General features: G+C 70.8%; 20 protein-coding genes. 8 read left to right on the forward strand and 12 right to left on the reverse strand.

The window, feature by feature from the left end; genetic code table 11:
• Nucleotides 1-27 precede the first annotated feature (27 nt).
• Nucleotides 28-1,524, reverse strand: a complete 1,497-nt coding sequence (locus GCN81_RS29535) for a SulP family inorganic anion transporter (RefSeq protein WP_156727608.1) — start codon at nt 1,522-1,524, stop codon at nt 28-30.
• Between the two features lie 429 nt (nt 1,525-1,953).
• Between GCN81_RS29535 and GCN81_RS29540 the strand changes: the two genes are divergently transcribed.
• Nucleotides 1,954-2,361, forward strand: coding sequence for a MerR family transcriptional regulator (locus GCN81_RS29540; RefSeq protein ID WP_156727609.1), 408 nt, complete (start codon nt 1,954-1,956; stop codon nt 2,359-2,361).
• Between the two features lie 50 nt (nt 2,362-2,411).
• Here GCN81_RS29540 and GCN81_RS29545 read toward each other — a convergent pair whose 3' ends face one another.
• Nucleotides 2,412-4,025 (reverse strand): peptide chain release factor 3, encoded by a 1,614-nt coding sequence (locus GCN81_RS29545; RefSeq protein WP_156727610.1) that lies wholly within the window; start codon nt 4,023-4,025, stop codon nt 2,412-2,414.
• Between the two features lie 318 nt (nt 4,026-4,343).
• Here GCN81_RS29545 and GCN81_RS29550 point away from each other — a divergent pair, with 318 nt between their 5' ends.
• From GCN81_RS29550 to GCN81_RS29560, 3 genes are all read left to right on the forward strand, one after another.
• A complete protein-coding gene (locus tag GCN81_RS29550; RefSeq protein WP_156727611.1) occupies nt 4,344-5,375 on the forward strand; it encodes an Acg family FMN-binding oxidoreductase in 1,032 nt (343 codons plus the stop codon).
• Nucleotides 5,376-5,621: 246 nt separating this feature from the next.
• Entirely contained in the window at nt 5,622-6,161 is a 540-nt protein-coding gene (locus GCN81_RS29555; RefSeq protein ID WP_156727977.1) for a hypothetical protein, read from the forward strand.
• On the forward strand, nt 6,158-6,769 hold the full coding sequence (locus tag GCN81_RS29560) for a hypothetical protein (RefSeq protein WP_156727612.1): 612 nt from the start codon (nt 6,158-6,160) through the stop codon (nt 6,767-6,769). The genes GCN81_RS29555 and GCN81_RS29560 overlap by 4 nt, the downstream gene beginning before the upstream one ends.
• On the opposite strand, the gene GCN81_RS29565 is transcribed toward GCN81_RS29560, so the two are convergent.
• Together GCN81_RS29565 and GCN81_RS29570 are read right to left on the reverse strand one after the other, a co-directional pair.
• Nucleotides 6,762-7,631, reverse strand: a complete 870-nt coding sequence (locus GCN81_RS29565; protein ID WP_156727613.1) for a cytochrome c biogenesis CcdA family protein — start codon at nt 7,629-7,631, stop codon at nt 6,762-6,764. The two genes, GCN81_RS29560 and GCN81_RS29565, sit on opposite strands and share 8 nt — an antisense overlap.
• Nucleotides 7,632-7,638: 7 nt before the next feature.
• Entirely contained in the window at nt 7,639-8,235 is a 597-nt protein-coding gene (locus GCN81_RS29570; protein WP_156727614.1) for a TlpA family protein disulfide reductase, read from the reverse strand.
• Nucleotides 8,236-8,338: 103 nt separating this feature from the next.
• Between GCN81_RS29570 and GCN81_RS29575 the strand changes: the two genes are divergently transcribed.
• Nucleotides 8,339-8,671 carry a putative quinol monooxygenase gene (locus tag GCN81_RS29575; RefSeq protein WP_156727615.1) on the forward strand — a complete coding sequence of 111 codons (333 nt, stop codon included), beginning with the start codon at nt 8,339-8,341 and terminating at the stop codon, nt 8,669-8,671.
• A 6-nt stretch (nt 8,672-8,677) separates the two neighbouring features.
• On the opposite strand, the gene GCN81_RS29580 is transcribed toward GCN81_RS29575, so the two are convergent.
• The gene (locus GCN81_RS29580; protein ID WP_156727616.1) at nt 8,678-9,424 is read right to left on the reverse strand and encodes a DUF4097 family beta strand repeat-containing protein; all 747 of its coding nucleotides are present in this window, start codon (nt 9,422-9,424) and stop codon (nt 8,678-8,680) included.
• A 599-nt stretch (nt 9,425-10,023) separates the two neighbouring features.
• On the opposite strand from GCN81_RS29580, the gene GCN81_RS29585 reads away from it, so the two are divergent.
• Nucleotides 10,024-11,052 (forward strand): PucR family transcriptional regulator, encoded by a 1,029-nt coding sequence (locus GCN81_RS29585; RefSeq protein ID WP_231627106.1) that lies wholly within the window; start codon nt 10,024-10,026, stop codon nt 11,050-11,052.
• A gap of 33 nt (nt 11,053-11,085) precedes the next feature.
• On the opposite strand, the gene GCN81_RS29590 is transcribed toward GCN81_RS29585, so the two are convergent.
• The 7 genes from GCN81_RS29590 to crcB (GCN81_RS29620) form a co-directional block, all read right to left on the reverse strand.
• Nucleotides 11,086-12,372, reverse strand: coding sequence for a CAP domain-containing protein (locus tag GCN81_RS29590; RefSeq protein WP_156727979.1), 1,287 nt, complete (start codon nt 12,370-12,372; stop codon nt 11,086-11,088).
• 43 nt (nt 12,373-12,415) lie between these two features.
• Nucleotides 12,416-13,162, reverse strand: coding sequence for a response regulator (locus GCN81_RS29595; protein WP_156727617.1), 747 nt, complete (start codon nt 13,160-13,162; stop codon nt 12,416-12,418).
• On the reverse strand, nt 13,159-14,820 hold the full coding sequence (locus GCN81_RS29600; RefSeq protein WP_156727618.1) for a sensor histidine kinase: 1,662 nt from the start codon (nt 14,818-14,820) through the stop codon (nt 13,159-13,161). The genes GCN81_RS29595 and GCN81_RS29600 overlap by 4 nt, the downstream gene beginning before the upstream one ends.
• A gap of 76 nt (nt 14,821-14,896) precedes the next feature.
• Nucleotides 14,897-16,546, reverse strand: a complete 1,650-nt coding sequence (locus tag GCN81_RS29605; RefSeq protein ID WP_156727619.1) for an SLC13 family permease — start codon at nt 16,544-16,546, stop codon at nt 14,897-14,899.
• A gap of 219 nt (nt 16,547-16,765) precedes the next feature.
• On the reverse strand, nt 16,766-17,140 hold the full coding sequence (crcB, locus tag GCN81_RS29610) for a fluoride efflux transporter CrcB (protein ID WP_156727620.1): 375 nt from the start codon (nt 17,138-17,140) through the stop codon (nt 16,766-16,768).
• Nucleotides 17,137-17,478 (reverse strand): DUF190 domain-containing protein, encoded by a 342-nt coding sequence (locus GCN81_RS29615; RefSeq protein ID WP_156727621.1) that lies wholly within the window; start codon nt 17,476-17,478, stop codon nt 17,137-17,139. The genes crcB (GCN81_RS29610) and GCN81_RS29615 overlap by 4 nt, the downstream gene beginning before the upstream one ends.
• Before the next feature lie 2 nt (nt 17,479-17,480).
• Entirely contained in the window at nt 17,481-17,984 is a 504-nt protein-coding gene (gene crcB / locus GCN81_RS29620) for a fluoride efflux transporter CrcB (protein WP_156727622.1), read from the reverse strand.
• A gap of 171 nt (nt 17,985-18,155) precedes the next feature.
• On the opposite strand from crcB (GCN81_RS29620), the gene GCN81_RS29625 reads away from it, so the two are divergent.
• The gene (locus tag GCN81_RS29625) at nt 18,156-21,479 is read left to right on the forward strand and encodes an ATP-binding protein (RefSeq protein ID WP_156727623.1); all 3,324 of its coding nucleotides are present in this window, start codon (nt 18,156-18,158) and stop codon (nt 21,477-21,479) included.
• A gap of 84 nt (nt 21,480-21,563) precedes the next feature.
• The gene (locus GCN81_RS29630) at nt 21,564-21,950 is read left to right on the forward strand and encodes a hypothetical protein (protein WP_156727624.1); all 387 of its coding nucleotides are present in this window, start codon (nt 21,564-21,566) and stop codon (nt 21,948-21,950) included.
• Nucleotides 21,951-22,019 lie beyond the last annotated feature (69 nt).

Consider the following 22,019-nt stretch of genomic DNA (forward strand, 5'->3'; position numbering starts at 1 on the left):
GTCGCAGGCCATAGGCCGGTCGCGTGCTCAGTGGCCCGCCGTGAGCTGGCCCGCCAGTTTGTCGTGCATCTCGGCACTGGGCTCGTTCAGGCCGATGATGGTGACCTTCTTGCCCCGGGCCTCGTACTTGGTCTCTATGGCGTCCAGCGCGGCGACCGAGGAGGCGTCCCAGATGTGGGCGTCGGTGAGGTCGATGACGACGTCGTCCGGGTCGTCCTTGTAGTTGAACTGGTAGACGAGGTCGTTGGAGGAGGCGAAGAAGAGTTCGCCGGTGACCGCGTAGACGACCTGGTTGCCATCCGGGTCGACGACACCCGTCACCTGGGCCATGTGCGCCACCCGCTTGGCGAAGATCACCATCGCGGTGATGCAGCCGACTACCACGCCGATCGCCAGGTTGTGCGTGGCCACCACGAACGCGACGGTCACGACCATCACCGTGGTCTCCCCGATCGGCATCCGCTTGAGCGTCTTCGGCTGGATGGAGTGCCAGTCGAAGGTGGCGACCGAGACCAGGATCATCACGGCGACCAGCGCGGCCATCGGGATGTCGGAGACGACCGGCCCGAAGGCGATGCAGAGCACCATCAGGAACGTACCGGCGAGGAAGGTGGACAGCCGGGTGCGGGCGCCGGACGTCTTCACGTTGATCATCGTCTGGCCGATCATCGCGCAGCCGCCCATGCCGCCGAAGAAACCGGTGATGACGTTGGCGATGCCCTGACCCAGGGACTCGCGGGTCTTGTTGGAGTGGGTGTCGGTGATGTCGTCCACCAGCTTGGCGGTCATCAGCGACTCCATCAGACCCACCAGCGCGAACGCGAAGGCGTACGGGGCGATGGTGGTCAGCGTGTCCATCGTGAACGGCACATCCGGCAGGCCCGGCACCGGCAGCGAGGACGGCAGCTCACCCTTGTCACCGACCGTCGGCACCGCGAGCCCCGCCGCCACCGTGATCACGGTCAGGATCACGATCGACACCAGCGGGGCCGGGATCACCGTGGTGATCTTCGGGAAGAAGACCATCAGCGCCAGGCCACCCACGATCAGCGGGTAGACCGGCCACGGGACCTTCCACATCTCCTCGATCTGCGCCATGAAGATCAGGATGGCGAGAGCGTTGACGAAGCCGACCATCACGCTGCGCGGCACGAACCGCATCAGCTTGGCCACCCCGAGGGCGCCCAGGATGATCTGGAAGATGCCGCCCAGGATGACGGCGGCGATCAGGTATCCGAGGCCGTGGTCGTGGTTGAGGGGGGCGATGACCAAGGCCATCGCGCCGGTCGCGGCGGAGATCATGGCCTTGCGGCCACCCACGATGGAGATCACCACGGCCATCGTGAACGACGCGAACAGACCGACCGCCGGGTCGACCCCGGCGATGATCGAGAACGAGATGGCCTCGGGGATCAGCGCGAGGGCGACCACCAGACCCGCCAGCACCTCGGTACGGAAGATCTTCGGCGAGGCCAGCCAGTCAGGGCGTGACAGGCGCGGGGACAAAGACAGCGGTGAAGACATGCAACCGTTTCCGTTCAGGCGCACACGTCACCCCACTCAGGCACGCACACGCGCAAGTACACGACTCTCAGCCCACTGGCGGGTGGAGTCCCCGGCGGCCCGGCCACATCGGGGGCCCTGCCGGATACCCGGCGGCCCCAACGGGCCACCGATCGGGCATCATTGCCCGAAAGTTCTCGATCGCCGCCGGGCCCGATCGGGGCCCTCTGTGCGGCGGTGCCGCCGCTGCCAGAGCCTTACGGCGGAGGCGAATACGTCAATACTTTACCCTGACGTGAGGGCAGGGTGCGGCGTACAGCTTGTGAAATGCAGGTAAAGAGGCCTCAAGATCCTGTGATTCATCTCACGCGCACCGACGTCCGGCACGGATTTGAAAAAGCTGTGGAAACCAGAAGAACCCAAAAAAGGCCCAAGGGAGACGACCAGGCGATGGCTGACCAGCGGCAGATGCAGATCGGCGAAGTGGCCGAGCGGACCAGTTTGTCGCTGCGCACCATCCGCCACTACGAGGAGGTCGGCCTCGTCATCCCCTCCGCCCGCAGCAAGGGCGGCTTCCGGCTCTACACCGAAGCCGACGTCGAACGCCTGACGGTGATCCGTCGGATGAAACCCCTGGACTTCTCCCTCGAGGAGATGCGGGACCTGCTGGAGATCACCGATCAGCTGGCGGCGACGGGCGACGAGGCTCCCACGGGTGCGGAGCTGGCCCGGCTGCGGGAGCGCCTGGACGCGTACCGCAAGGTGACGGACGCGCGGTGCGAGAAGCTGCGGGCGCAGTTGCACGCGGCGGAGGATTTCGCGGCGACGCTGCGGACGCGCCTCGGCGCTGACGTGTAGGGGCGCGCTGGGCGCCCCTACACGTCAGCGCGGGCTAGCTAGCTGTCTGTCTACTCGTGCGCGGCCAGCAGCGGGTCGAGCCGGGCGTCGGGGAACGCCCGCTCGAACGACGCCGCCTGCCAGCGGTCCGGGAACACCGCGAGGAGTTCCTTGTCGCGGACCCGGGTCAGGACCTCGCCCCGGATGATCCGGGAGCGTCCAAGCCCCTCGGCTCCGGCCGCGTCCGTGGCCCGCGCCAGGTGGTACGGCAGCATCTCCAGCCGTACGGGCGCGGAGAACTCGCCCGCCATCCGGTGGCTGACCACGTCGAACTGCATCGGCCCCACCGCCGCGAGCACCGGCGCCTGGTCCCCGCGCAGGTCGGAGACCAGGACCTGGACCACGCCCTCCTCGTCCAGTTGCGCGATGCCGCGCCGGAACTGCTTGGAGCGGCCGATGTCAGCGGGGCGTACGACCGCGAAGTGCTCCGGCGCGAACGTCGGCATCGGCGGGAAGACGGCCGGGGTCCCGGCGTAGAGGGTGTCGCCGACCCGCAGCGCGCCCGCGTTGCCCAGCCCGACCACGTCGCCCGGGTAGGCGATGTCGACCGACGAACGGTCCTGGCCGAAGACGCTGTTGGCGTACTTGGTAGCGAAGGGCTTGCCGTTGACCGCCCGGGTGACCGTGGAGCCGCGCTCGAAGACGCCCGAGCACACGCGCAGGAACGCGGTCCGGTCGCGGTGCGAGGGGTCCATGTTCGCCTGCACCTTGAACACCAGCCCCGAGAACGGCGCGTCGACCGGCCGCGCGCCCCCGCCCTCAAGCTCACGCGCGCCGGGCGCCGGAGCCAGCTGCACGACGGCGTCGAGCAGCAGCCGTACGCCGATGTTGGAGACGGCCGCGCCGAAGAACACCGGCGTCGACTTGCCCGCCAGGAACGACTCCTCGTCGTACTCGGCGCCGTCGGCCTGGAGCAGCTCCAGCTCCTCGGTGGCCCGCTCCCAGTCGGCGCTTTCCTCGTTCGCCGCCTGCTCGGCGGTCAGTACCTCCTCGATGGCCTCGTGGGCGCCGCCCGGCGTACGGGTGTAGCGCAGCATCCGTTCCGGCTCCCGCGCGTCGACCAGGCCGCGCAGATAGCCCGCCTCACCGACCGGCCAGGTCACGGGCGTCGGCTTGAGCCGGAACTCGGTCTCGATCTCGTCGAGCAGCTCCAGGGCCTCGCGCCCGGGCCGGTCCCACTTGTTGATGAAGGTGATCACCGGGATACCACGGTGGCGACAGACATCGAACAGCTTCCGCGTCTGCTCCTCCAGCCCCTTGGCCGCGTCGATCAGCATCACCGCGCAGTCCACCGCCGCCAGCACCCGGTAAGTGTCCTCGGAGAAGTCCGCGTGACCCGGGGTGTCCAGCAGATTCAGCACACACTCCTGGTGCTCGAACTGGAGCACCGCCGAGGTGACGGAGATCCCCCGCGCCTTCTCCATCTCCATCCAGTCCGACGCCACCCCACGCCGACCGGACTTCCCATGCACCGCACCCGCCTCGGTCAGCGCGTGCGCGTGCAGCGCCAGCGCCTCAGTCAGCGTCGACTTACCCGCGTCAGGGTGGCTGATCACCGCGAACGTACGCCGCCGCGCCGCCTCCGCAGCCGCCGTCGTGGCCGCCGTCGAGCTCGCCGCGCTCATCGAGCCGCCAGCCCTTCGGCCCGCACCCTGTACTCCCGCACCTTCGCCACCGTTCGTCGCCTCGTCGTCGCCTGCCCCACCGGCGCGATACACGCCGACTCCTCATGATGGCTGATCATCCGGTGGGCCCTTCCCACTGCCCAACCCTACCGTGACGTGAGAGTAGGTGTCAGCTGGCCCAGACCCCGCTGGCCCTCGTCCCGATGGCCGCCGTCCAGCTGGCCGCCTACCGTGGAATCCCGGGACCGGGACCTGGGGCCTGGGACCTGAGACCTGAGACCTGAGACCTGGGAACCGGGCCCCCGAGAGGGGACGCGCATGCCACAGCCACCGGTCATCGACGCGACGCTCGCCACGGCTCTCGTCGCGGACGCCACCACCGCGCCGTCCCTGCACAACGCCCAGCCCTGGCGTTTCCGGTACGTGACCCGGACCGCCACCCTCGAGCTGTACGCGGACCGGCGCCGGTCCGTCCCGCACGTCGACCCGCTGGAGCGTGCCCTGCACCTCGGCTGCGGGGCCGCCCTGTTCACCCTGCGGGTGGCCGCCGCCCACGCGGGCCTGGCGGCTGAGGTACGACTCCTGCCCGGCCCCGACGCGGAGTCCGGGCTCTCCGACGCGGGGCGGGACGAAGCCCCGCTAGCCAGAGTCACCCTCACCGCACCACCCGACCCACTCACCACACCCGACCCACTCGCCGCGCTCTACCCGGCCATCCGGCGTCGCCACACCAGCAGGCAACCCTTCGACGACACCCCCGTACCCCCGGACATCAGAGAAGCCCTCCGCGAAGCCGCCGCCCAGGAGGGGGCCACACTCCTCTTCCCCTCCCCTTGGCACGTACAGCACCTGCTGAACGTCATCCGGGACGCGGAGTGGAGCGACGCCGAAGACGAGGGCCGCCTCGCGGACCTCGACGAGTGGACCCATACGGGCCCCGATGCCGACTCGGCCGCCGACGGCATCCCCGAGTACGCCTTCGGGCCGCGCAAGCGCAGCGGCGGCGCGCCCGTGCGGGACTTCGCGGGCCGCCACCACCCCGCGGCCGAGCAGGATTCCGTCGCGTTCGAGTCGCAGCCCCAGCTCGCCCTGCTCGGCACGCCCGAGGACCGCGCCATCGACTGGCTGCGCGCGGGCCAGGCGACACAGCGCGTACTGCTCCTGGCCACCGCCAGCGGCCTGGCCACGGCCCTCACCTCACAGGCACTCGAACACGAGGACCTCCGGTGGGCCGTCCGCGATCCGCAGTCGGCGATGGGGCAGGTTCAGCTGGTCTTGCGGCTCGGGTACGGGCCCGCGGGGACCAGTACGCCACGGCGGCGGGTGAGCGAGGTGCTCAGCATCGAGTAACCGTCAAGCAATCGGCGAGCAATGTCCCTGCCAACGGTCCAGCGTGGCTGACGGCGAACTGCCATACTGCAGGTGTAGCCCTTCGCGCATCCCCCGTCGCGAAGGGCTACACCCCGTTCACCTGGTCAAGGGGCAAGCGTCAACCTGGGCAAGGGACTCCCCTCGTGGCCCCTTGCCCATGTTTTTTTGAGTTAACAGTGACGTAGAGTGCCCACGCAAGCTGGTTTCGCGCACCTGGGGGACGGGATGGACGCCAGCGGGGAAGAACGGGAAGCAGAGGACGGGTGCGGCGGCGCACGCGAACCCGAGCTCAGGACCTTGCGGCAGAAGGTCGAGTACATGGTCGAGAAGAACTTCCCCGGCCAGCGGATCTCGGGGCGGTGCTTCGCGGAGCTCGTCCGGGAGCGTGGGGGCTCCCTGTCGCACAGCTATTACTCCAACATCCTCGCGGGGAAGGTCACCGACCCGTCCGAGGAGATCCTGAAGGCGCTCGGGCTGGGTTTCGGCGTGGACTGGCGCTTCTTCAAGGAGGAGTCCGAGGTCGTCGACGACGTGCTCGCCGGGCTTCGGTTCCTCGCACAGCGCCGTACGGGACAGCTCAGCGGCCTGGCCGCACGCGGCCTGGACGACGGCACACTCCCCCCGGAACTCGTCCAGTTCGCCCTCTCCCTCCTGGCCGAAGCCCAGGTCGCAGCCGAACAGCACGCGCAGCACCCCCAGAACCCGCACAGCCCCCAGAACCCGCAGAGCTCCCCGGACACCGACAGGACCCCACCCCAACCGTGAGCCACACCACCACCGCCCGCGCCGCCCGCGCCGCCCGCACAGCGACGGCTCGCGCCGTCACCGACATCCTCCAGCCCCGGAACGTCCTCCTCGTCGGCATGCTCGGCATCGGTGTAGCCGCCGCGGGTGACTGGACCGGTCTCCCGTGGGGTCTGCTCGGCGCGCTGTGCGCCGGGCTGATACCCGCGGCGTATATCGAGTGGGAGCGCGGGCGCGGGACCTGGGGCGACCGGCACGTCGTCGACCGCACCCAACGCGCCCCGATCTTCCTCGTCATTCTCGCCTCCCTGGGCGTCGGTTCGACCGTCATGGTCATCGGCGGCGCCCCACGCGGCATCCTGCTGGCGATGCTCACGCTCTGGGCGATGACGGTGGTGCTGCTGACCGTCAACACCATCTGGAAGATCTCGGTGGACTCGGCTGTCGCCGCTGCCGTGGTGTCCCTGCTCGCCGCGGTGCACACCCCCTGGTGGCTGCTCGGCACACCCCTGGCAGCCGCCGTGTGCTGGTCACGGGTCGCGCTGCGCTACCACACCGTCGCCCAGACGCTCGCGGGAGCGGCGGCCGGCGCGGCCACCGGAGCCACCACCGCGCTCCTGCTCACCTGACCCCGCGCCCGCCCGCGCGGCGGTGTCGGCGTCGGTTCAGCAGCAGGACGAAACTCAAGCCCAGCAGCGCCGCCAGTACCGCCGCCACCGTCGTGACACCGGCCGTCTCCAACGCGTCCGCCAGCCAGCGTTGAACCGAACCGGCCCCGTCGATCACCGGGTCCTCGACCACACCGCCGCGCTGGACGCGGAGTTCGTACCAGCCGTAGTACGCCACATACACGCCGACCACCACCAGCAGGGCCCCGCCCAGCCGGGACGCCGTCGCCCCCAGGCGGCGGATCGCGGAGACCCGGGCCGTACGGGTCAGGGCCACCGTCAGCGCCGCCGCGCCGACGATCGCGCCCATCCCGGCCGCGTACGCGGCGAACAACACCACACCCTCACCGAGCGAGCCACTGCGGAACGCGGTGACCACGATCGCCAGGAACGGGGCGATCGTGCAGCCCAGCGAGGCGATCGCGTACGCCCCGCCGAACAGGCCCATCGACCACACCGACCGCGCGACGCTGGGCGCCCGCCGCAGCTTGGGCAGCAGCGCGGGCAACGTGCGCCCGGTCAGCAGCCAGCCGCCAACCAACGCGAGCACCAGCCCGAACACCACCGTGAACCACGGCAGATGCTGCTGCACCTGGTTCGTGACCGGCGCGATCGCCAGCCCGAACAGGGCGAAGACGGCGGCGAACCCGATCGTCATCGCCGCGGTCGCGCCCAGCGCGCGCCCAACGGCCACCGCCCTGCTGGGCGAGTCATCCCCGAGTACGAGGAGCGAGAGGTACGCGGGAAGCAGGGCGAAGCCGCACGGGTTCACCGCGGCGAGCATTCCGGCGGTGAGCGCCAGGGCGAGCGGGAGATCGGACACCGCGGCGTCAGCCCAGCAGTCCGTCGAGCTTGTCGGCCAGGCCCTTCCCGGCCGGGAGTACGCCGGTGAAGGTTTCCTTACCCTCCTTGTCGAGGATCACGTAGACGCTCTGTTGAGTGATCTTGAACTTCTTCCACACGTCGCCCTTTTCGTCGGCGAGCTGCGGGAACCCATCGGTCTTCGTCGACGCGACGAAGTCCCGCATCGCGTCCTTCTTGTCCAGGCCCGCGACCCCCACGATGTTCGCCTTGCCCGCGAAGTCCTTCGCGACCTTCGCGGTCTCCGGCGCCTGTGCCCGGCATGTGGGGCACCACGGCGCCCAGAACCACAGCACGGTGGGCTTACCGGCCAGCGTCGCCCCGTCGAAGGGCTTGCCGTCGATGGTGGTGCCTTTGAAGCTCAGCGTGCCGGGCACCGGCAGGTCCTGCCCCGTGGCCGCCGACGGCGTCTGTCCCGGGGACGAAGGGGCGGAGGCCGCGGGTGCGGACTCCTTCGGAGACCCGCTGTCCTCGCTCTCCGTACCGCAGGCGGTCAGGACCAGCAGGGCGGCGGCGGCCAACAGGGCCCCACAGGTGGCGGTCGCTCGGGATCGTGGCGTGGTCACAGGGGAACCGTATGCCGGTGCGCGTCAGCACGGGATCGCTGTCGCCCTTACGATTCCGTGACGGACGCAGCCGGACATTCAGTAGGAACAGGACTCCTCTCTCATGATCTTCATCACCGTCAAATTCCACGTACGGGCCGAGTACGCCGACAAGTGGCTCGACCTCGTCGACGACTTCACCCGCGCCACCCGCGCCGAGCCGGGCAACCTCTTCTTCGAGTGGTCCCGGAGCGTGGACAACCCGCACGAGTTCGTGCTCGTCGAGGCGTTCCGCGACAGCGAGGCGGGCAAGGCCCACGTCGAGGCCGAACACTTCAAGGCGGGCACCGAGGCCATGTCGTACGCCGTCGCCGAGACCCCACGCATCGTCAGCACCGAGATCCCGGAGATGGACGGCTGGGGAGCGATGGGCGAGGTCACCCCCAAAACCGCGTAAGCCTGCTCAGGAGTCGGTGGGCTGGATGGATATCGCGCCGTTGCCGGTCGACAAGTTGAGGCTGTGCGCGGCGTCCGGGGCGGTGTCGACGCCTATCTCCTTGCTGCCGTTGCCGGTCTTGGTGGTCACCCGGTAGGTCTCGTTGGGCACCCTGAGCGTGACGCTGCCGTTGGACGTCCGGGCCCGGATGTCCTGCGCCTTGGTCGCGGTGAGGTCGACCTTGCCGTTACTCGTGTGCACCCGTATGTATTCGCCCGCCAGGCCGCGTCCGGTGACCTTGCCGTTGCCGGACTTCACATCGACGGCGCCGGAGACCGACTTCAGGTTGATGGCGCCGTTGCTGGTGGATACCCCCACCGCGCCCACTCTGGACAGGGTGATCTTGCCGTTCGACGTCTCGCCTCGTACCGGGAGTCCGTCGGGCAGCTCCACGGTGTACCGCACCGTGCAGTCGCGGCCGCAGCCACCCAGTACCAGCACGCCGTCCTCGATCCGGTGGGACGCCCCCTGCGGCTTGTCGCCCCGGTAGTCGATGTCCCGCCGGATGGTCGCGCCGTCGATGTCGTCACGGCCGCGCAGCTCCACGGAGCCGTTGCCACTGTCGATCCGTACAGAGGTGATCTTGGCGGTGTCCGCCTTCGACACCGTCCTCTCGTCCTCGAAGGTCTTCCCCGTCACCACGCCGCAGGCGCCAAGTCCGATCACACCCGCCCCGGCGAGCGCTACAGCTGCGAGAACCCGAAGCTGGCGCATGAATTCCTCCCCCTACGACGGAAGTTACGGACCGCCCTGACTGGGATGACCTGCTCCAAGGCTAGGGAGAGTCGCCGCGGCGGGGCATGGGGGAAACCCCCGACTTCTCCCTGAGGCCCACCCTGACACCCGGCATCAGGAAGACGTTAAACATTGCCGAGTTCCGGCAATGCGACCAACGTTCACCCGCTGCCAGAATGAAGCCACGGGGGAAACCGAGGGGGGACACGGGGGAAGAGGGGGGAACCCTGGGGGGACACGGGGGATACGGGGGGATGGGGGGGACACGGGGGAAGGTCCCGGTGTCGACTACCGGCAACGGTATCGGCACCGGGACTCCTACTGGACCACCTCACCTGCCGCATCCCGGCATCGCCGCTTCCCGCCCCGAATCCTGGCCGGTCACGGTCGCGATTTGCCCGAGCTGCCGAAGCCCGGCAGTCTTGACGCGTTGCTGACACCGGGAATCAACCCACCGGTGTGCCGAGGGGGAACGCGTGACAGAGCATCAGATACCGACGTCCCGAGCTGGCCGTTCCCGCGAGGGCTCACTCGCGGGCTCATTCGCGGGCTCCGCTGACGGCTCGCTCGACGGCTATCTGGACGGGTACGCCCAGATTCTCGCCGAGGCCTCCGCCACCGGCAGGCGGCTGACCCGCGACGAACTCGACTCCCGGCGCCGCTTGGGCGAGCAGGCCGCCGAGGACGGCCACGGGCTGCGCACCCTGCTGCTGAGGCACCTGTCCGCGACCCGCACCACCTGGCCGGGAGCCCCCGGCTCAGCCGACAGCGTGCTGGCGGCGGTCGAGCAGGCCGTGGACGCCTTCGCCGAGGGGTACGAGCGGGCCCAGCGCATCGCCGTACGCCGCGAGGAGGCGGCCCGCCGCGAGTTCATCGACGACCTGCTGCACGGCCGCAGCGACCTGGGCCGACTCGCCGAGCGCGCCGAACGGTTCGGGCTACGGCTCTCCCACGCGCACGCCGTCGCGGTCGCCACCGGCCCCGACGCGTACACCGAGACCGACCCGGTCGCCCGTGGCGTGGAAGCGGCGCTGATCAACCGCTTCGGGGACCGCGCCATCATGCTCACCACCAAGGACGGCCGGCTGATCTGTATCGCCCCCGGTGACCAGGGCAACGTCCTCAACTACTTCGCCAAACAAGCCCACGCCGCCACGGACGGCGGCCAGGTGGCGATTGGCCGCGCGCATCAGGGGGCCGGGGGCGTCGTCCGCTCCTACGAGGAGGCGCTCGGCTCACTGGACCTGGCTGAACGCCTCGGCCTGGACGCGCCCGTGCTGTTCGCCGCCGACCTGCTGGTCTACCCCGTGCTGACCCGGGACCGCGAGGCGATGGCCGATCTCGTACGGACCGTGCTCGGACCGCTCCAGCAGGCGCGCGGCGGCGCCGAGCCACTACTGGACACGCTGGTCGCGTACTTCGACGCGGGGTGCGTGTCGGCCGCCGCTGCCCGCCAACTGACCCTGAGCGTACGGGCACTGACCTACCGCCTGGAGCGCATCCGCCAGCTCACCGGCTCCAACCCCGCTGACCCACTGCACCGTTACACGCTGCAGACGTCGGTGATCGGGGCCCGGCTGCTGGACTGGCCCGCGAAGGAACTCTGAGGGGATCTCTGAAGGGATCTCTGAAGGGATCTTTCAAGCCGACCCGAACAGTTGGGTCCAGTACGTGCCCGCCCGTCCCCCGCCCGCGAAGCCGATGCCGATGTCGGTGAACTCCGGCTTCAGGATGTTGGCGCGGTGGCCGGGGCTGTTCATCCAGCCTTCGACGACTTCGGCGGGAGAGCGCTGACCGCAGGCGATGTTCTCGCCTATCCCCCGGTGCGGGCAGCCCGCGGCGGCGGCGCGGTGCCAGGGCTCGCTGCCGTCGGGAGCCGTGTGGGCGTAGAAGTCACGGGCGATCATGTCCGCGCTGTGCGCCTGGGCCGCGGCCGTCAGCCGCACCTCGCCGGACAGCGGCCGCAGACCGGCCCGTGCCCGCTCGGTGTTGGTGAGGGCGACCACCTCGGCGGCGGTCCGCTCCAGTCCGGACGGGGTGAAGGGACTGGCCCACAGCGCCGTCCAGTAGACGTCGCCGGAGCGGGCGTCCACCACGTGCGCGATCCCGGCGTCGGTGACGGTGGGATCGCGCAGCGGGCGGCGGTTCCGCTCGTCTCCCAGGCAGTAGTCCAGGAATTCGGCCGGAGTCCGTGGCCCGGAGACGAGATGCTCGGCTATCGACAGGTAGGCGTAGCCCGCGGCGGTGGCGCGCTGGTAGACGGAGGTGCCGTCGGCGGCCTCCACGCCCAGACTGCCCCGCGCCGCCATGCTCGCCGCGTGCGCCCGCGCGGCGCCGGTCAGCCGGGCGTCCAGCGCTACGGGCGGGGCGCCCGCCCTGCTTCGTACGGAACTGAGCAGCCCCGCGAGCCCGTCCGGTGCCGCCGACGGCGTCGTCTGCGTCGTCGGCTCCTCCTCCGCCACCTCGATCCCGAAGTCCCGTGCCACCCCCGCCAGTCCGTCCGCGTACCCGTGCCCCAGCGCGCGCAGCTTCCAGCCCGCACCGCGCCGGTAGACCTCCGCGAGCAGCAGCACCGTCTCATGCGTCGGCCGAGGCGGCGTGAAGCGCGCGACGAGCCGCCCGCCGCCGCTCACCGACAGCGTCGGCGCGGGCAGGCGCCCCAGCGCCGTACCTGGATCGGCCGGGCTGACCACCACCGTGACCCGCGTCGCCCCTGGCCTGAGCCTGGCCGGGTCCACGGTGAGGGCGTCGCCCGCGAGACGGGCTCCGGAGGCCGACGGTTGGTTGTAGAAGACGAAGTCGGCGTCGCCCGCGACCTTGCCGTCATCGCCGGTGACCAGCACCGACAGGTCGTACGGGCCGGGCACGCGCAGCGTCAACTCACCGCCCGGCAAGGGCAGATTGCCGCCAGCGACCAACTCGCTCACCATGTCTCATGAACGCCGCACGCCCGCCCTGGGTTCCCGCCGCTCAGCTCGGCTCCGACGGACCGTTCCAGTGGTAGACATTCTCCGGACGTCCCTGGCTGCCGTACCGGGGCCGGCGCTCCGCCAGGTCCTGGTCGGCAAGGTGTTCCAGGTACCGACGGGTGGTGACCCGGGCCATGCCCAGGCGGCGGCCCGCCTCGGTGGCGGTGATGCCCTGCGGGGAGAGTTCGCGGAGCAGGTCGACCACCGCGGCGAGGGTCGGGTTGCTCATCCCCTTCGGAAGCGGGCCGCCGACGCTGCCGCGCAGCGCCCCGAACGCCCGGTCCAGGTCCTGCTGGGCGGCGGTCCCGCCGTGGTCGAGGAGATGGCCGCGGTACTCGGCGTAGCGCTCCAGCTTGTCGCGGAACGCGGCGAAGCTGAACGGCTTCAGCAGGTACTGCACCACGCCGTATACGAGCACCGACCGGACCGTGCCCACGTCGCGCGCCGAGGTGACGGCGATGATGTCGGTGAGGTGGCCACGCGCGCGTAGCGTGCGGCAGACGTCCAGGCCAGTCATGTCCGGCAGGTAGAAGTCCAGCAAGATGACGTCGACGGGGTGCCGGTCAAGGAAGTCCAGCGCCTCCGCGCCCCGGTGCACCACCCCGGCGGTGGTGAAGCCCGGCACCCGCTCGACGTACTGCGCGTGGGCGTCGGCGATCCGTGGATCGTCTTCGACGATCAGTGTCCTGATCGTGGTTTCCCCATTGGGCGGGGTTCTCCCGCCGGTCGGGGTTCTCCCGCTGGTCATAGCTCTCCCTGCTCTCCCTGCTCTCCCTGCTCTCCCTGCTCTCCGTGCTCCCCCGGCTCTCCCTGCTCTCCCGCGTGCGGGCCCGTGTGCGGGCGCAGCCGTACGGTGAACACCGCGCCGTCGCCCGTCTCTACCTCCACCTCGCCCCCGTAGCGGCCGATCACCTGCTTGACCAGGGCGAGGCCCAGGCCCTGCCCCCGCGCCCCGGCCGCCGACTTGGTGGTCCAGCCGCGCGAGAAGATGGCGTCCAGGTGCTCGCTGTCCACTCCGCGCCCGCTGTCGGCCACCCGGACCAGCAGCTCGCCGTCGGGCTCGCCGCGCGCGGTCACCGTGACCTTGCGGGGTGGTTCGGCGGCCAGCGCCGCGTCGATGGCGTTGTCCACCAGATTGCCCACCAAGGTGACCAGATCGCGGGCCGCGATCGTCGACTCGGCCACCGCGGTGTCCTCGGTGACGATCAGCTCGACGCCCTTCTCGGTGGCCTGGGCCGCCTTGCCGAGCAGCAGCGCGGCCAGCGCGGGTTCCTCGACCGCGTCGGTCAGCCGGTCGGCGAGCTGCTGGGCGGAGGCCAGTTCCACGGTGGCGAACTCGACCGCTCGTTCCGGCTGGCCGAGTTCGACCATCGTGATCACGGTGTGCAGCCGGTTCGCGGACTCGTGTGCCTGGGCGCGCAGCGCGTCTGTGAAGCCGCGGACCGAGTCCAGTTCCCCGGCGAGCGCTTCCAGTTCGGTGTGGTCGCGCAGCGTGGTGACGGTGCCAAGGGGGCGGCCGTCCTTCTCGATGCGCTCCTGGTGGGCGACGAGCACCCGGTCTCCGTACACGCACAACTGGTCGTCGGCGGGCTCACCGGAGGCGAGCAGTCCGTCCAGTGGGGGCCGCAGACCGAGGTCGCCGACCTGGCGGCCCTCGGCGTCGCCGGTGAGGCCGAGCAGTTCGCGCGCCTGGTCGTTGGCGAGTAGGAGTCTCCCGCGCGGGCTGACGATCACCAGGCCCTCGCGGACGGTGCGCAGTACGGCGTCGTGGTGCTCGTACAGCTGGGTGATCTGCTCGGCGCCGAGGCCCAGGGTCTGCCGGTCCAGGCGGCGGCTGATCGCGTACGAGCCCGCGGCGGCGAGCAGCAGCGCGGCCAGGGAGAGGTAGGCGACCGGGTACAGGCGGCGCTGGAGCTCGCTGCCGATCTGGTCCTGGAGGATGCCGATCGAGAGCAGCGCGTCCACCGCGCCGGTGTCGTCGCGGATGGGCACCACGGCACGGACCGAGGGGCCGAGGGTGCCTTCGTAGCTCTCGGTGAAGGCGCGGCCCGCCACCGCGGGGGCGATGGTGCCGACGAAGGGTTCGCCGACGCGTTCCGGGGTGGGGTGGGTGTAGCGGGTCCGGTCGAGCGCCATGAAGACGACGAAGTCGGTGCCTGTCGCCTTACGTACAGAGGTGGCGATCGGCTGGAGCGCGGCCGCGGGGTCGGGGCTTTCCAGGGCGGCGCGGACACCAGGCAGTTCGGCCAGCGCGGAGGCGAGGGTGCGCACCTGGAACTCGGCGTGTGAGCGGGTGTCCCGGCGTACTTCCAGGAACACCAGCAGTGCCGCCGTCCCGACCAGCGCCAGGATCACCACAAGCTGCAGGACGAAGAGCTGCCGGGCCAGGCTCATTCGCTTGCGCATGGGTTGATTCTCGCAGGTCAGGAACGGCGGCACTGAGGACAACGCGGGTACGGGGGAAGTAGCGGGTACGCGCGCGTCAGAAGGAGATGCCCAGGGCCCAGCCACCCAGCAGCATCGTCATCCCCGTGATCAGGACGACGCCGATGAGGTTCAGCCACAGCCCGGCGCGGATCATCTGCGGCATCGTCACATAGCCGGAGCCGAACACGATGGCGTTCGGCGGAGTGCCGACCGGGAGCATGAAGCTGCAGGTGGCGGCCATCGCGGCGGGCACCATCAGCAGCATCGGGTCGACGCCGATGCCGACGGCGACCGCGGCGAGCACCGGCAGGAAGGTGGTGGCCGTAGCGGTGTTACTGGTGAGCTCGGTGAGCATCAGGATGATCAGGGAGACGGTGGCGACCAGCAGGACGATGGGCAGCGTGCCCAGGCCGTCCATCTTGCCGCCGATCCAGGTGGAGAGCCCGGTGTCCTGCACCGACTTGGCCAGGCAGAGGCCGCCGCCGAAGAGCAGCAGCACTCCCCAGGGGATGCCGTTCTGCGCGGTCCGCCAGTCCATGGCCGACACGCCCTTCTTGATCGAGACGGGGATCAGGAAGAGAGCGAGCGCGGCGGCCAGGGCGATGGTGGTGTCGTTGAGGTGCGCCATGAAGGGCAGTACGGAGGTCAGCGCGTCCCATTCGCTGAGCTGGTCCTGGAAGACCCAGAGCAGCGCGGTGGAGACGAAGACGGTGAGGACGGTCCATTCGCCGCGGGACATCGGGCCCAGCTCGTCCAGCTTCTCCTGGATGACCTGCTTGCCGCCCATGACGTTGCCGATGCGGGTCGGGTAGGCGAAGCGGGTCAAGAAGAGCCAGGTGATGAGCAGGAAGACCACGGACAGCGGCACCCCGAGCTTCATCCAATCAGCGAAGCTGATGTGGATGTTGTAGGTCTCCTCCATGATGCCGGTCATGATCAGGTTGGGCGGGCTGCCAATCAGGGTCGCCAGGCCGCCGATGGTGGCGGCGAAGGCGATGCCCAGCATCATGCTGACGGAGAAGTTCTGGGTGTCCTTGTCAGCGGCGAGTGCGGCCACCGGGTCATCCTCGGGGTCCATCTCGGGGTCCGCTTCGGAGCCCGCGTCCGCCTCGCCGCCCTCTGCGGAGACGTGCGCGCGCCGGGCCGCGGCGACCATCGCCAGCACACTGACGCCGATCGGCAGCATCATCATCGTGGTCGCGGTGTTGCTCACCCACATGGACAGGAACCAGGTCGCGGTCATCACGCCGAGCAGCAGCTGCCGCGGCTTGGTGCCGATGGCCCGCATGGTGAGCAGCGCGATGCGCTTGTGCAGGTCCCACTTCTGCATGGCCAGCGCGATAACGAAGCCACCCAGGAACAGGAAGACGATCGGATGGCCGTACGCGGCCGTGGCGTCGCCGATCGGGAAGATGCCCAGCAGAGGCAGCGCGACCAGCGGCACCAGAGAGGTGGCCGCCAGCGGCAGCGCCTCGGTCATCCACCAGACGGCGACCAGGATCGCCACAGCGAGCGAGGTGCGGGCCGGGGTGGAGAGTCCAGGGTCGGCCGGGATCAGGAAGTAGACCACCAGGGCGAGGGCCGGGCCGAGGAGTCGGCCCAACCAGATGCGCTTGTTGGGCAGGTGCTGGTCGTCGGCGCCGGGACGTGGCCCCGCGGATTGTCGCACCTGGCTCTCGGCTGCCCGCGTCTCCGTGGTTGCCATGACCATCCCCTTCGAAACTTCCCGGCCATCTGTCGGAAACCGGTGTGTTCGCTGAATGTGACATGGCCCACCGAGGGTGTCCCTCTTTTGGTCGTAAGGGTCGAATAAGCGCCCTGACCTGCTGTTTTGCGATCTTCGGAGGCGGCACCGAGTGCCACCGTGAGGCCAGAAGCTGGGAGTTGGGGAGCTACGTAGTTACGGAGGCGGGGAGGCGGTGCCTTACGGCCAGAGCGCCTCGGCCACCGTGATCCCCGCGAACGCCGCGCCAAGCCCGGCCACCACGCTCGCGGCCACGTTCAGCACGGCGAACAGCCGCGCGCCCGACTCGGCCAGCCGCAACGTCTCGTACGAGAACGTGGAGTACGTGGTCAACGCCCCGCACAGGCCGGTGCCAAGCAGCAGCAGTACGTGCGACGACGCGGCGCCCGCCGCTACCGCGCCGGTGATCAGCCCCAGGGCCAGGCACCCGGTGACATTGGCGGTGAAGGTGCCCCAGGGGAAGACGGTGTCGTGGCGGGCCTGTACGGCGCGGTCGGTGAGATAGCGCAGAGGCGCGCCGATCGCGCCGCCGACGACGACCAGCAACCAGCTCACTCCTCCCGCCCCACGTAGCGGATCACCTCGCAGTCGTCGAGGATCACCAGGCCCTCCGAGACCAACGCGTCGAGCTGGGGCAGAAAGGCGCGAACCCGGGCCTCTGTGTCGACGATCAGGATCGCCACCGGCAGGTCCTCGCTCAGCGAGAGCAGCCGCTGGGTGTGCACCAGGGACGAGGCGCCGAAGCCCTCGATGCCCTTGAAGACACTGGCCCCGGCGAGGCCCGCCTCGCGAGCGCGGTGCACGATCTCGGCGTACAGCGGGCGGTGGTGCCAGGTGTCGCTTTCGCCGATCAGGATGGTCAGCCGCAGTGCGGTGCCAGTCAGCCGCGTCATGCTCATCGTCTCCGTCCCACGAGTCGCCTACGCCCCACACCTCGCCCGTGCCCCACGGCTCGGCTACGCCCCAGGACGCGGCGGGTCGCCGTCGCCGCGAGCCAGACCGCCGCGAGGGCGGTCAGCAGGGTCAGGGCCAGGTAGGCGAGGGCGGTGCGCGCCTCACGTACGTCTATCAAGTGCTCGATGTCGGCCGCGTACGCCGAGAAGGTGGTGAAGCCGCCGAGTACCCCGGTGCCGAAGAAGGGCCGCACCAGGCGGTGCGTCTGACGGCCCTCGGTGATCACCACCATGAAGACGCCCATCACCGCGCACCCAACGGCGTTCACAGTCAGGGTCGTCCAGGGGAACGTTCCGGGCGCGGTCGGCCAGAGTTGAGCGGCGCCGTAGCGGGCGGCGGCTCCAAGGGCGCCGCCGAGAGCGACGACGGCGATGACGGGGGCCTGGCCGCGCAGGAGGGAGACGCGGCGGGGCCCGTGCGTCACCCGGACCTGTCCTGCTCCCATGACCAGCCAGGCTATCCGGCCCGGCCCGGGTCGGCCCGGCCGGGCGAGGTGCTGCTCGGCCCGGGCGAGGTGCGGCGAAGAGGCACGGCGAAGAGGGGCGAAGAGGTACGGCGAAGAGGTGCTGCGAAAACGACGGGCCCGCTGTCAGTGGGTGGGCCTATCGTTCGAAGCATGACCCCCGAACTGATCGGGCGCGACCATCCCGTCACCGTCCTGCGCACCGAAATCGCCCGCGCCGCCGAGAGCCACGGCGGCCTGCTGCTCGTCACGGGCGAGGCGGGCATCGGCAAGACGACGCTGATGAGCGAGGCCGCGGACGAGGCACGGCGGCTGGGCGCGCTCGTGCTCACCGGCGCCTGCTGGGCGTCGGACAGCGCGCCGGGGTACTGGCCGTGGGTGCAGGTCGTACGGGGCCTGCGGCGGGCCGTGGACGCGGCGGAGCTGGCGGCCGCCGAGGAGGCGGCGGGCGGCACGCTCGGGGTGCTGCTGGGGGAGGCGCGCGCGGGAGCGGGGCCGACCGCGGGCGGTGAGGACTCCGCGGAGGCCTTCCGGCTGTACGACGCCGTGACGACCGCGCTGGTCACGGTCTCCCAGAAGCGCCCCGTCGTGGTCGTCCTGGACGACCTGCACTGGGCTGACAGCGCCTCACTGAAGCTGCTGGAATTCGCCGCCGGACACGCCTGGTTCGAGCGGCTGCTGCTCGTCGGGGCGTACCGGGACGCCGAGGTGGAGGCCGAAGGCCATCCGCTGCGCGAGCAGATACTGCCGCTGGCCACGAAGGCGACGACCCTGACCCTGTCGGGGCTCGACCGCGAGGAGACCGGTGCGCTGATCGCCCGGACCGCGGGGCGCGCTCCAGCCCCCGCGCTCACCGCGGAGGTCCACCAGTGGACCGGCGGCAACCCCTTCTTCGTGGAGCAGACGGCCCGGCTGTGGGCGTCCGGCGCCGCCACGGACGCGATCGCGCCCGGCGTGCGGGAGGCCGTGCGGCGGCGGCTCGCGCTGCTCCCGGGCACGGTGGCGAAACTGCTGGCCACGGGCGCGGTGCTCGGCCGGGAATTCCACCGGCAGGTGCTCGCCGCGGTCGAGGGCGAGCCGGTGGCCCATGTCGACCGGCTGCTCGCCCAGGCGGCGGTGGCCCGCCTGGTGACACCCCTGGGCCGCGGCCGGTACGCGTTCGCCCACGACCTCGTACGGGAGACGCTCTACGAGGAGCTGGCCGACGACGCCCAGGTACGGCACGCGGAAGTCGTCCGCGCGCTGGAGGCCGCCCCGGCGCTCAGCGAGAGGGTCTTCCCGGCCGACCGCGCCCGGCACGCGTACGCCGCGGGCGACGCGATCGAACCCGAGACGGCGGTGCGGCTGCTCCAGGAGGCCGCCCAGGACGCCGGGTCGCGGCTCGCTCTGGAGGAGCAACTGTCGCACCAGCGGCGGGCGGTGGAGCGCGCGGTGGGGCTGAAGGACCAGGGCCGCCGGGTCACCGTGATCCTCGGCCTCGTGTCCGACCTCCAGCACAACGGAGACCCCGCCAAGGCGAACGCCGCCCTGGATGACGCGCTCCAACTGGCCCGCCGCCTGGACGACCCCGGGCTGCTGGCCAGGGTCGCCCTCACCGCGTACACCACCTACTCCGTGACGATGGACTGGCAGCGATCCAGTGACGGGCTGCTGCGCGAGGCGTACGACCGGCTGACCGGGCGCGAGGGAGCCGCCGCCGACCGTACGACGGAGGAGCTCGCCGAGGAACTCAGCATCAGGACCAGTGTCCTGGCCCGGCGCCGGGAGGACGACGAGGCCCTGGGGTTCAGCCTCTGGGCCAGGCACCACGCCATCTGGGGCCCCGGAACCGCGCCGGAACGCGTCGCGCTGGTCGAGGAGCTGGCGGAGATCGCCCGACGCACCGGTGACATCGAGGGGGAGAGCTTCGCCCGGGCCCTGCACTGGGTGGCGCTGCTCGAGCTGGGCGACCCGCGCTTCCTGGACGAGTACCACGGGTACGTGGAGGCGGCGGAGCGCCACGGCCTGCCGCGGATGGGTGTCGGCGCCGCGATCGACCAGTCCATCGTCAGCGCGCTCGCGGGGCGCTTCGCCCAGGCCGAGAGCTTCCTCGCGGAGGCCGTCGGCTATGTGACACCGGCCCTGTCGAACGACCACGTCGTCTCCCTGCTCGAACACCACCGCTGGGCACTGGCCGTCCTCCAGGGCCGGTACGAGGGGCTGGACGAGCTGGTCCGCTCGCTGGGCCGGGATCACCCGTGCCCGCGGTTGCTCGCCGGGATCACGGCCATCGAGCGGGCGGACGCGGACTGGGGCGCCGGGCGTCCCGGCCGTACGGAGCGCGCGGGCGGCGAGGGGTCGGCCGTCGAGTACGCCCGCACCCTGCTCATGGACGGCGCGCTGTCCGACCGTGGCTTCCGCCCGCTGCGGCTGCGCTTCCAGGCGCAGGCCGCCGCCGCGTCGGGCGACCCGGAGCTGTGCGAGCGGGCCCGCGCGGCGCTGGCGCCGTACGCGGGAGCGGGGCAGTCGGTGGGAGCGGGGCGCTCGGCGGGAGGGGGAGCGGGAGAGTCGACGGGAGCGGGGCAGTGGGCGGTGTCCATGTTCGGGTGGGACGTCAGCGGCCCGATCGCCCACTGGGTGGCCGTGTGCGACGCGGCGCTCGGCCGCTGGGCCCAGGCAGCCGAAGGCTTCACCACGGCGTACCGCTCGGCCGAGCTCCTGGGCGCCCGCCCGTGGTCCGTCGAGTCCCGCGCCCGGCTCGCCCAGTGTCTGATCGCGCTCGGCGATGACCCCACCGCCCTCCTCGCCGAGGTGGAGCGCGACGCGGCGGACCTCGGGATGCGGCAGATACTGCGCCGGGTCGCGGGGCTTCGGGCGGAGGCGTCGGTCAGCGCACCCGCTCCTGCCCGCACTGCAGCGCCAGCGCCAGCTCCCGGTCCCAGTCCCAGTCCCGCCAACGAGTTCCGCTTCGACGGCGCCGTGTGGAACCTCGCCTTCCAGGGGAAGCGTGTCCATATGCCCGACGCCAAGGGCCTGCGCGACCTGCGGTTGCTGCTGAGCCGACCCGGTTCCGGCATCACCGCCGTACAGCTACTCGCACCCGACGGTGGGGCCGAGGTGATCGCGGCACACAGCATGAGCGGGGACGCCGTACTCGACGAGGAGGCCAAACGGCAGTACAAGCAGCGCCTTGACCAGCTGGACGAGGAGATAGACCGCGCCGCGGAGTTGGGGGACGAGGAGCGCGCCGCGCGGTACGACACCGAGCGCGCGGCGCTCCTGGCAGAACTGCGCAGCGCCGCCGGACTCGGCGGCCGCACCCGCCGCCTCGGCGACGAGGCCGAGCGCGCCCGTAAGGCGGTGACCGGCCGCATCCGCGACACCCTGCGCAAGCTGGACACCCTGCACCCCTCACTCGCCGCGTATCTCCGTGACACCGTCTCCACCGGGCTGACCTGCGCCTACCGTCCCGACCAGGAGATCGACTGGCGGCTGTGAGACGGAGGTACCTCCGCCGAGTTGCCGGGCGCGGCCCCGCGGTGTGCCCTGGAAGGTGACGGGGCGAGCAGAGAGGAGCCCGTCATGGCACATGCCGCACCCTCCACACGCCGGGTGTCGATCCACGCCTCCACCTGGGGGCTACCGCTGCTCCTCGGGATCGTGTACGGCGTCTGGACCGCCGGTATCGAGCGCAGCACCGCGGAAGAACCGATCACGACGGGCAACGTCCTCTTCGGCGTCGTGACCGGGGTCCTCTTCGCCCTCGGCGTGTACGCGCTGCGCACGGTCTCGCCGCGTCTGCAGCGGGAGCTGCGAGCGATCGCCTGGGCTTCCTTCGCGGGGGTGACGTTCGGGTTCCTCTACAGCCTGTCCGGCCGCTCGGTGCTGCGGTGCACGATCATGGCGCTGGCGATCGCCGGGGTCGTGTTCGCCGTGCGGTTCTACCGCTACTACACGTCGGAAGACTGACGGTCCCCAGACCCGAAACTGGAACCGGAACCTCCCCACCGGAACCGGAACCTCCCCTCACCCGCGGTG

This window comes from Streptomyces apocyni, from assembly GCF_009739465.1.
Lineage (GTDB): Bacteria > Actinomycetota > Actinomycetes > Streptomycetales > Streptomycetaceae > Streptomyces > Streptomyces apocyni.

What these genes read in the sequence shown, in the direction of transcription:
- GCN81_RS29535 (WP_156727608.1), bottom strand. Translation starts at nt 1,524, where the DNA reads ATGTCTTCACCGCTGTCTTTGTCCCCGCGCCTGTCACGCCCTGACTGG.
- GCN81_RS29540 (WP_156727609.1), top strand. Translation starts at nt 1,954, where the DNA reads ATGGCTGACCAGCGGCAGATGCAGATCGGCGAAGTGGCCGAGCGGACC.
- GCN81_RS29545 (WP_156727610.1), bottom strand. Translation starts at nt 4,025, where the DNA reads ATGAGCGCGGCGAGCTCGACGGCGGCCACGACGGCGGCTGCGGAGGCG.
- GCN81_RS29550 (WP_156727611.1), top strand. Translation starts at nt 4,344, where the DNA reads ATGCCACAGCCACCGGTCATCGACGCGACGCTCGCCACGGCTCTCGTC.
- GCN81_RS29555 (WP_156727977.1), top strand. Translation starts at nt 5,622, where the DNA reads ATGGACGCCAGCGGGGAAGAACGGGAAGCAGAGGACGGGTGCGGCGGC.
- GCN81_RS29575 (WP_156727615.1), top strand. Translation starts at nt 8,339, where the DNA reads ATGATCTTCATCACCGTCAAATTCCACGTACGGGCCGAGTACGCCGAC.
- GCN81_RS29580 (WP_156727616.1), bottom strand. Translation starts at nt 9,424, where the DNA reads ATGCGCCAGCTTCGGGTTCTCGCAGCTGTAGCGCTCGCCGGGGCGGGT.
- GCN81_RS29595 (WP_156727617.1), bottom strand. Translation starts at nt 13,162, where the DNA reads ATGACCAGCGGGAGAACCCCGACCGGCGGGAGAACCCCGCCCAATGGG.
- GCN81_RS29600 (WP_156727618.1), bottom strand. Translation starts at nt 14,820, where the DNA reads ATGCGCAAGCGAATGAGCCTGGCCCGGCAGCTCTTCGTCCTGCAGCTT.
- GCN81_RS29605 (WP_156727619.1), bottom strand. Translation starts at nt 16,546, where the DNA reads ATGGCAACCACGGAGACGCGGGCAGCCGAGAGCCAGGTGCGACAATCC.
- GCN81_RS29615 (WP_156727621.1), bottom strand. Translation starts at nt 17,478, where the DNA reads ATGACGCGGCTGACTGGCACCGCACTGCGGCTGACCATCCTGATCGGC.
- crcB (WP_156727622.1), bottom strand. Translation starts at nt 17,984, where the DNA reads ATGGGAGCAGGACAGGTCCGGGTGACGCACGGGCCCCGCCGCGTCTCC.
- GCN81_RS29625 (WP_156727623.1), top strand. Translation starts at nt 18,156, where the DNA reads ATGACCCCCGAACTGATCGGGCGCGACCATCCCGTCACCGTCCTGCGC.
- GCN81_RS29630 (WP_156727624.1), top strand. Translation starts at nt 21,564, where the DNA reads ATGGCACATGCCGCACCCTCCACACGCCGGGTGTCGATCCACGCCTCC.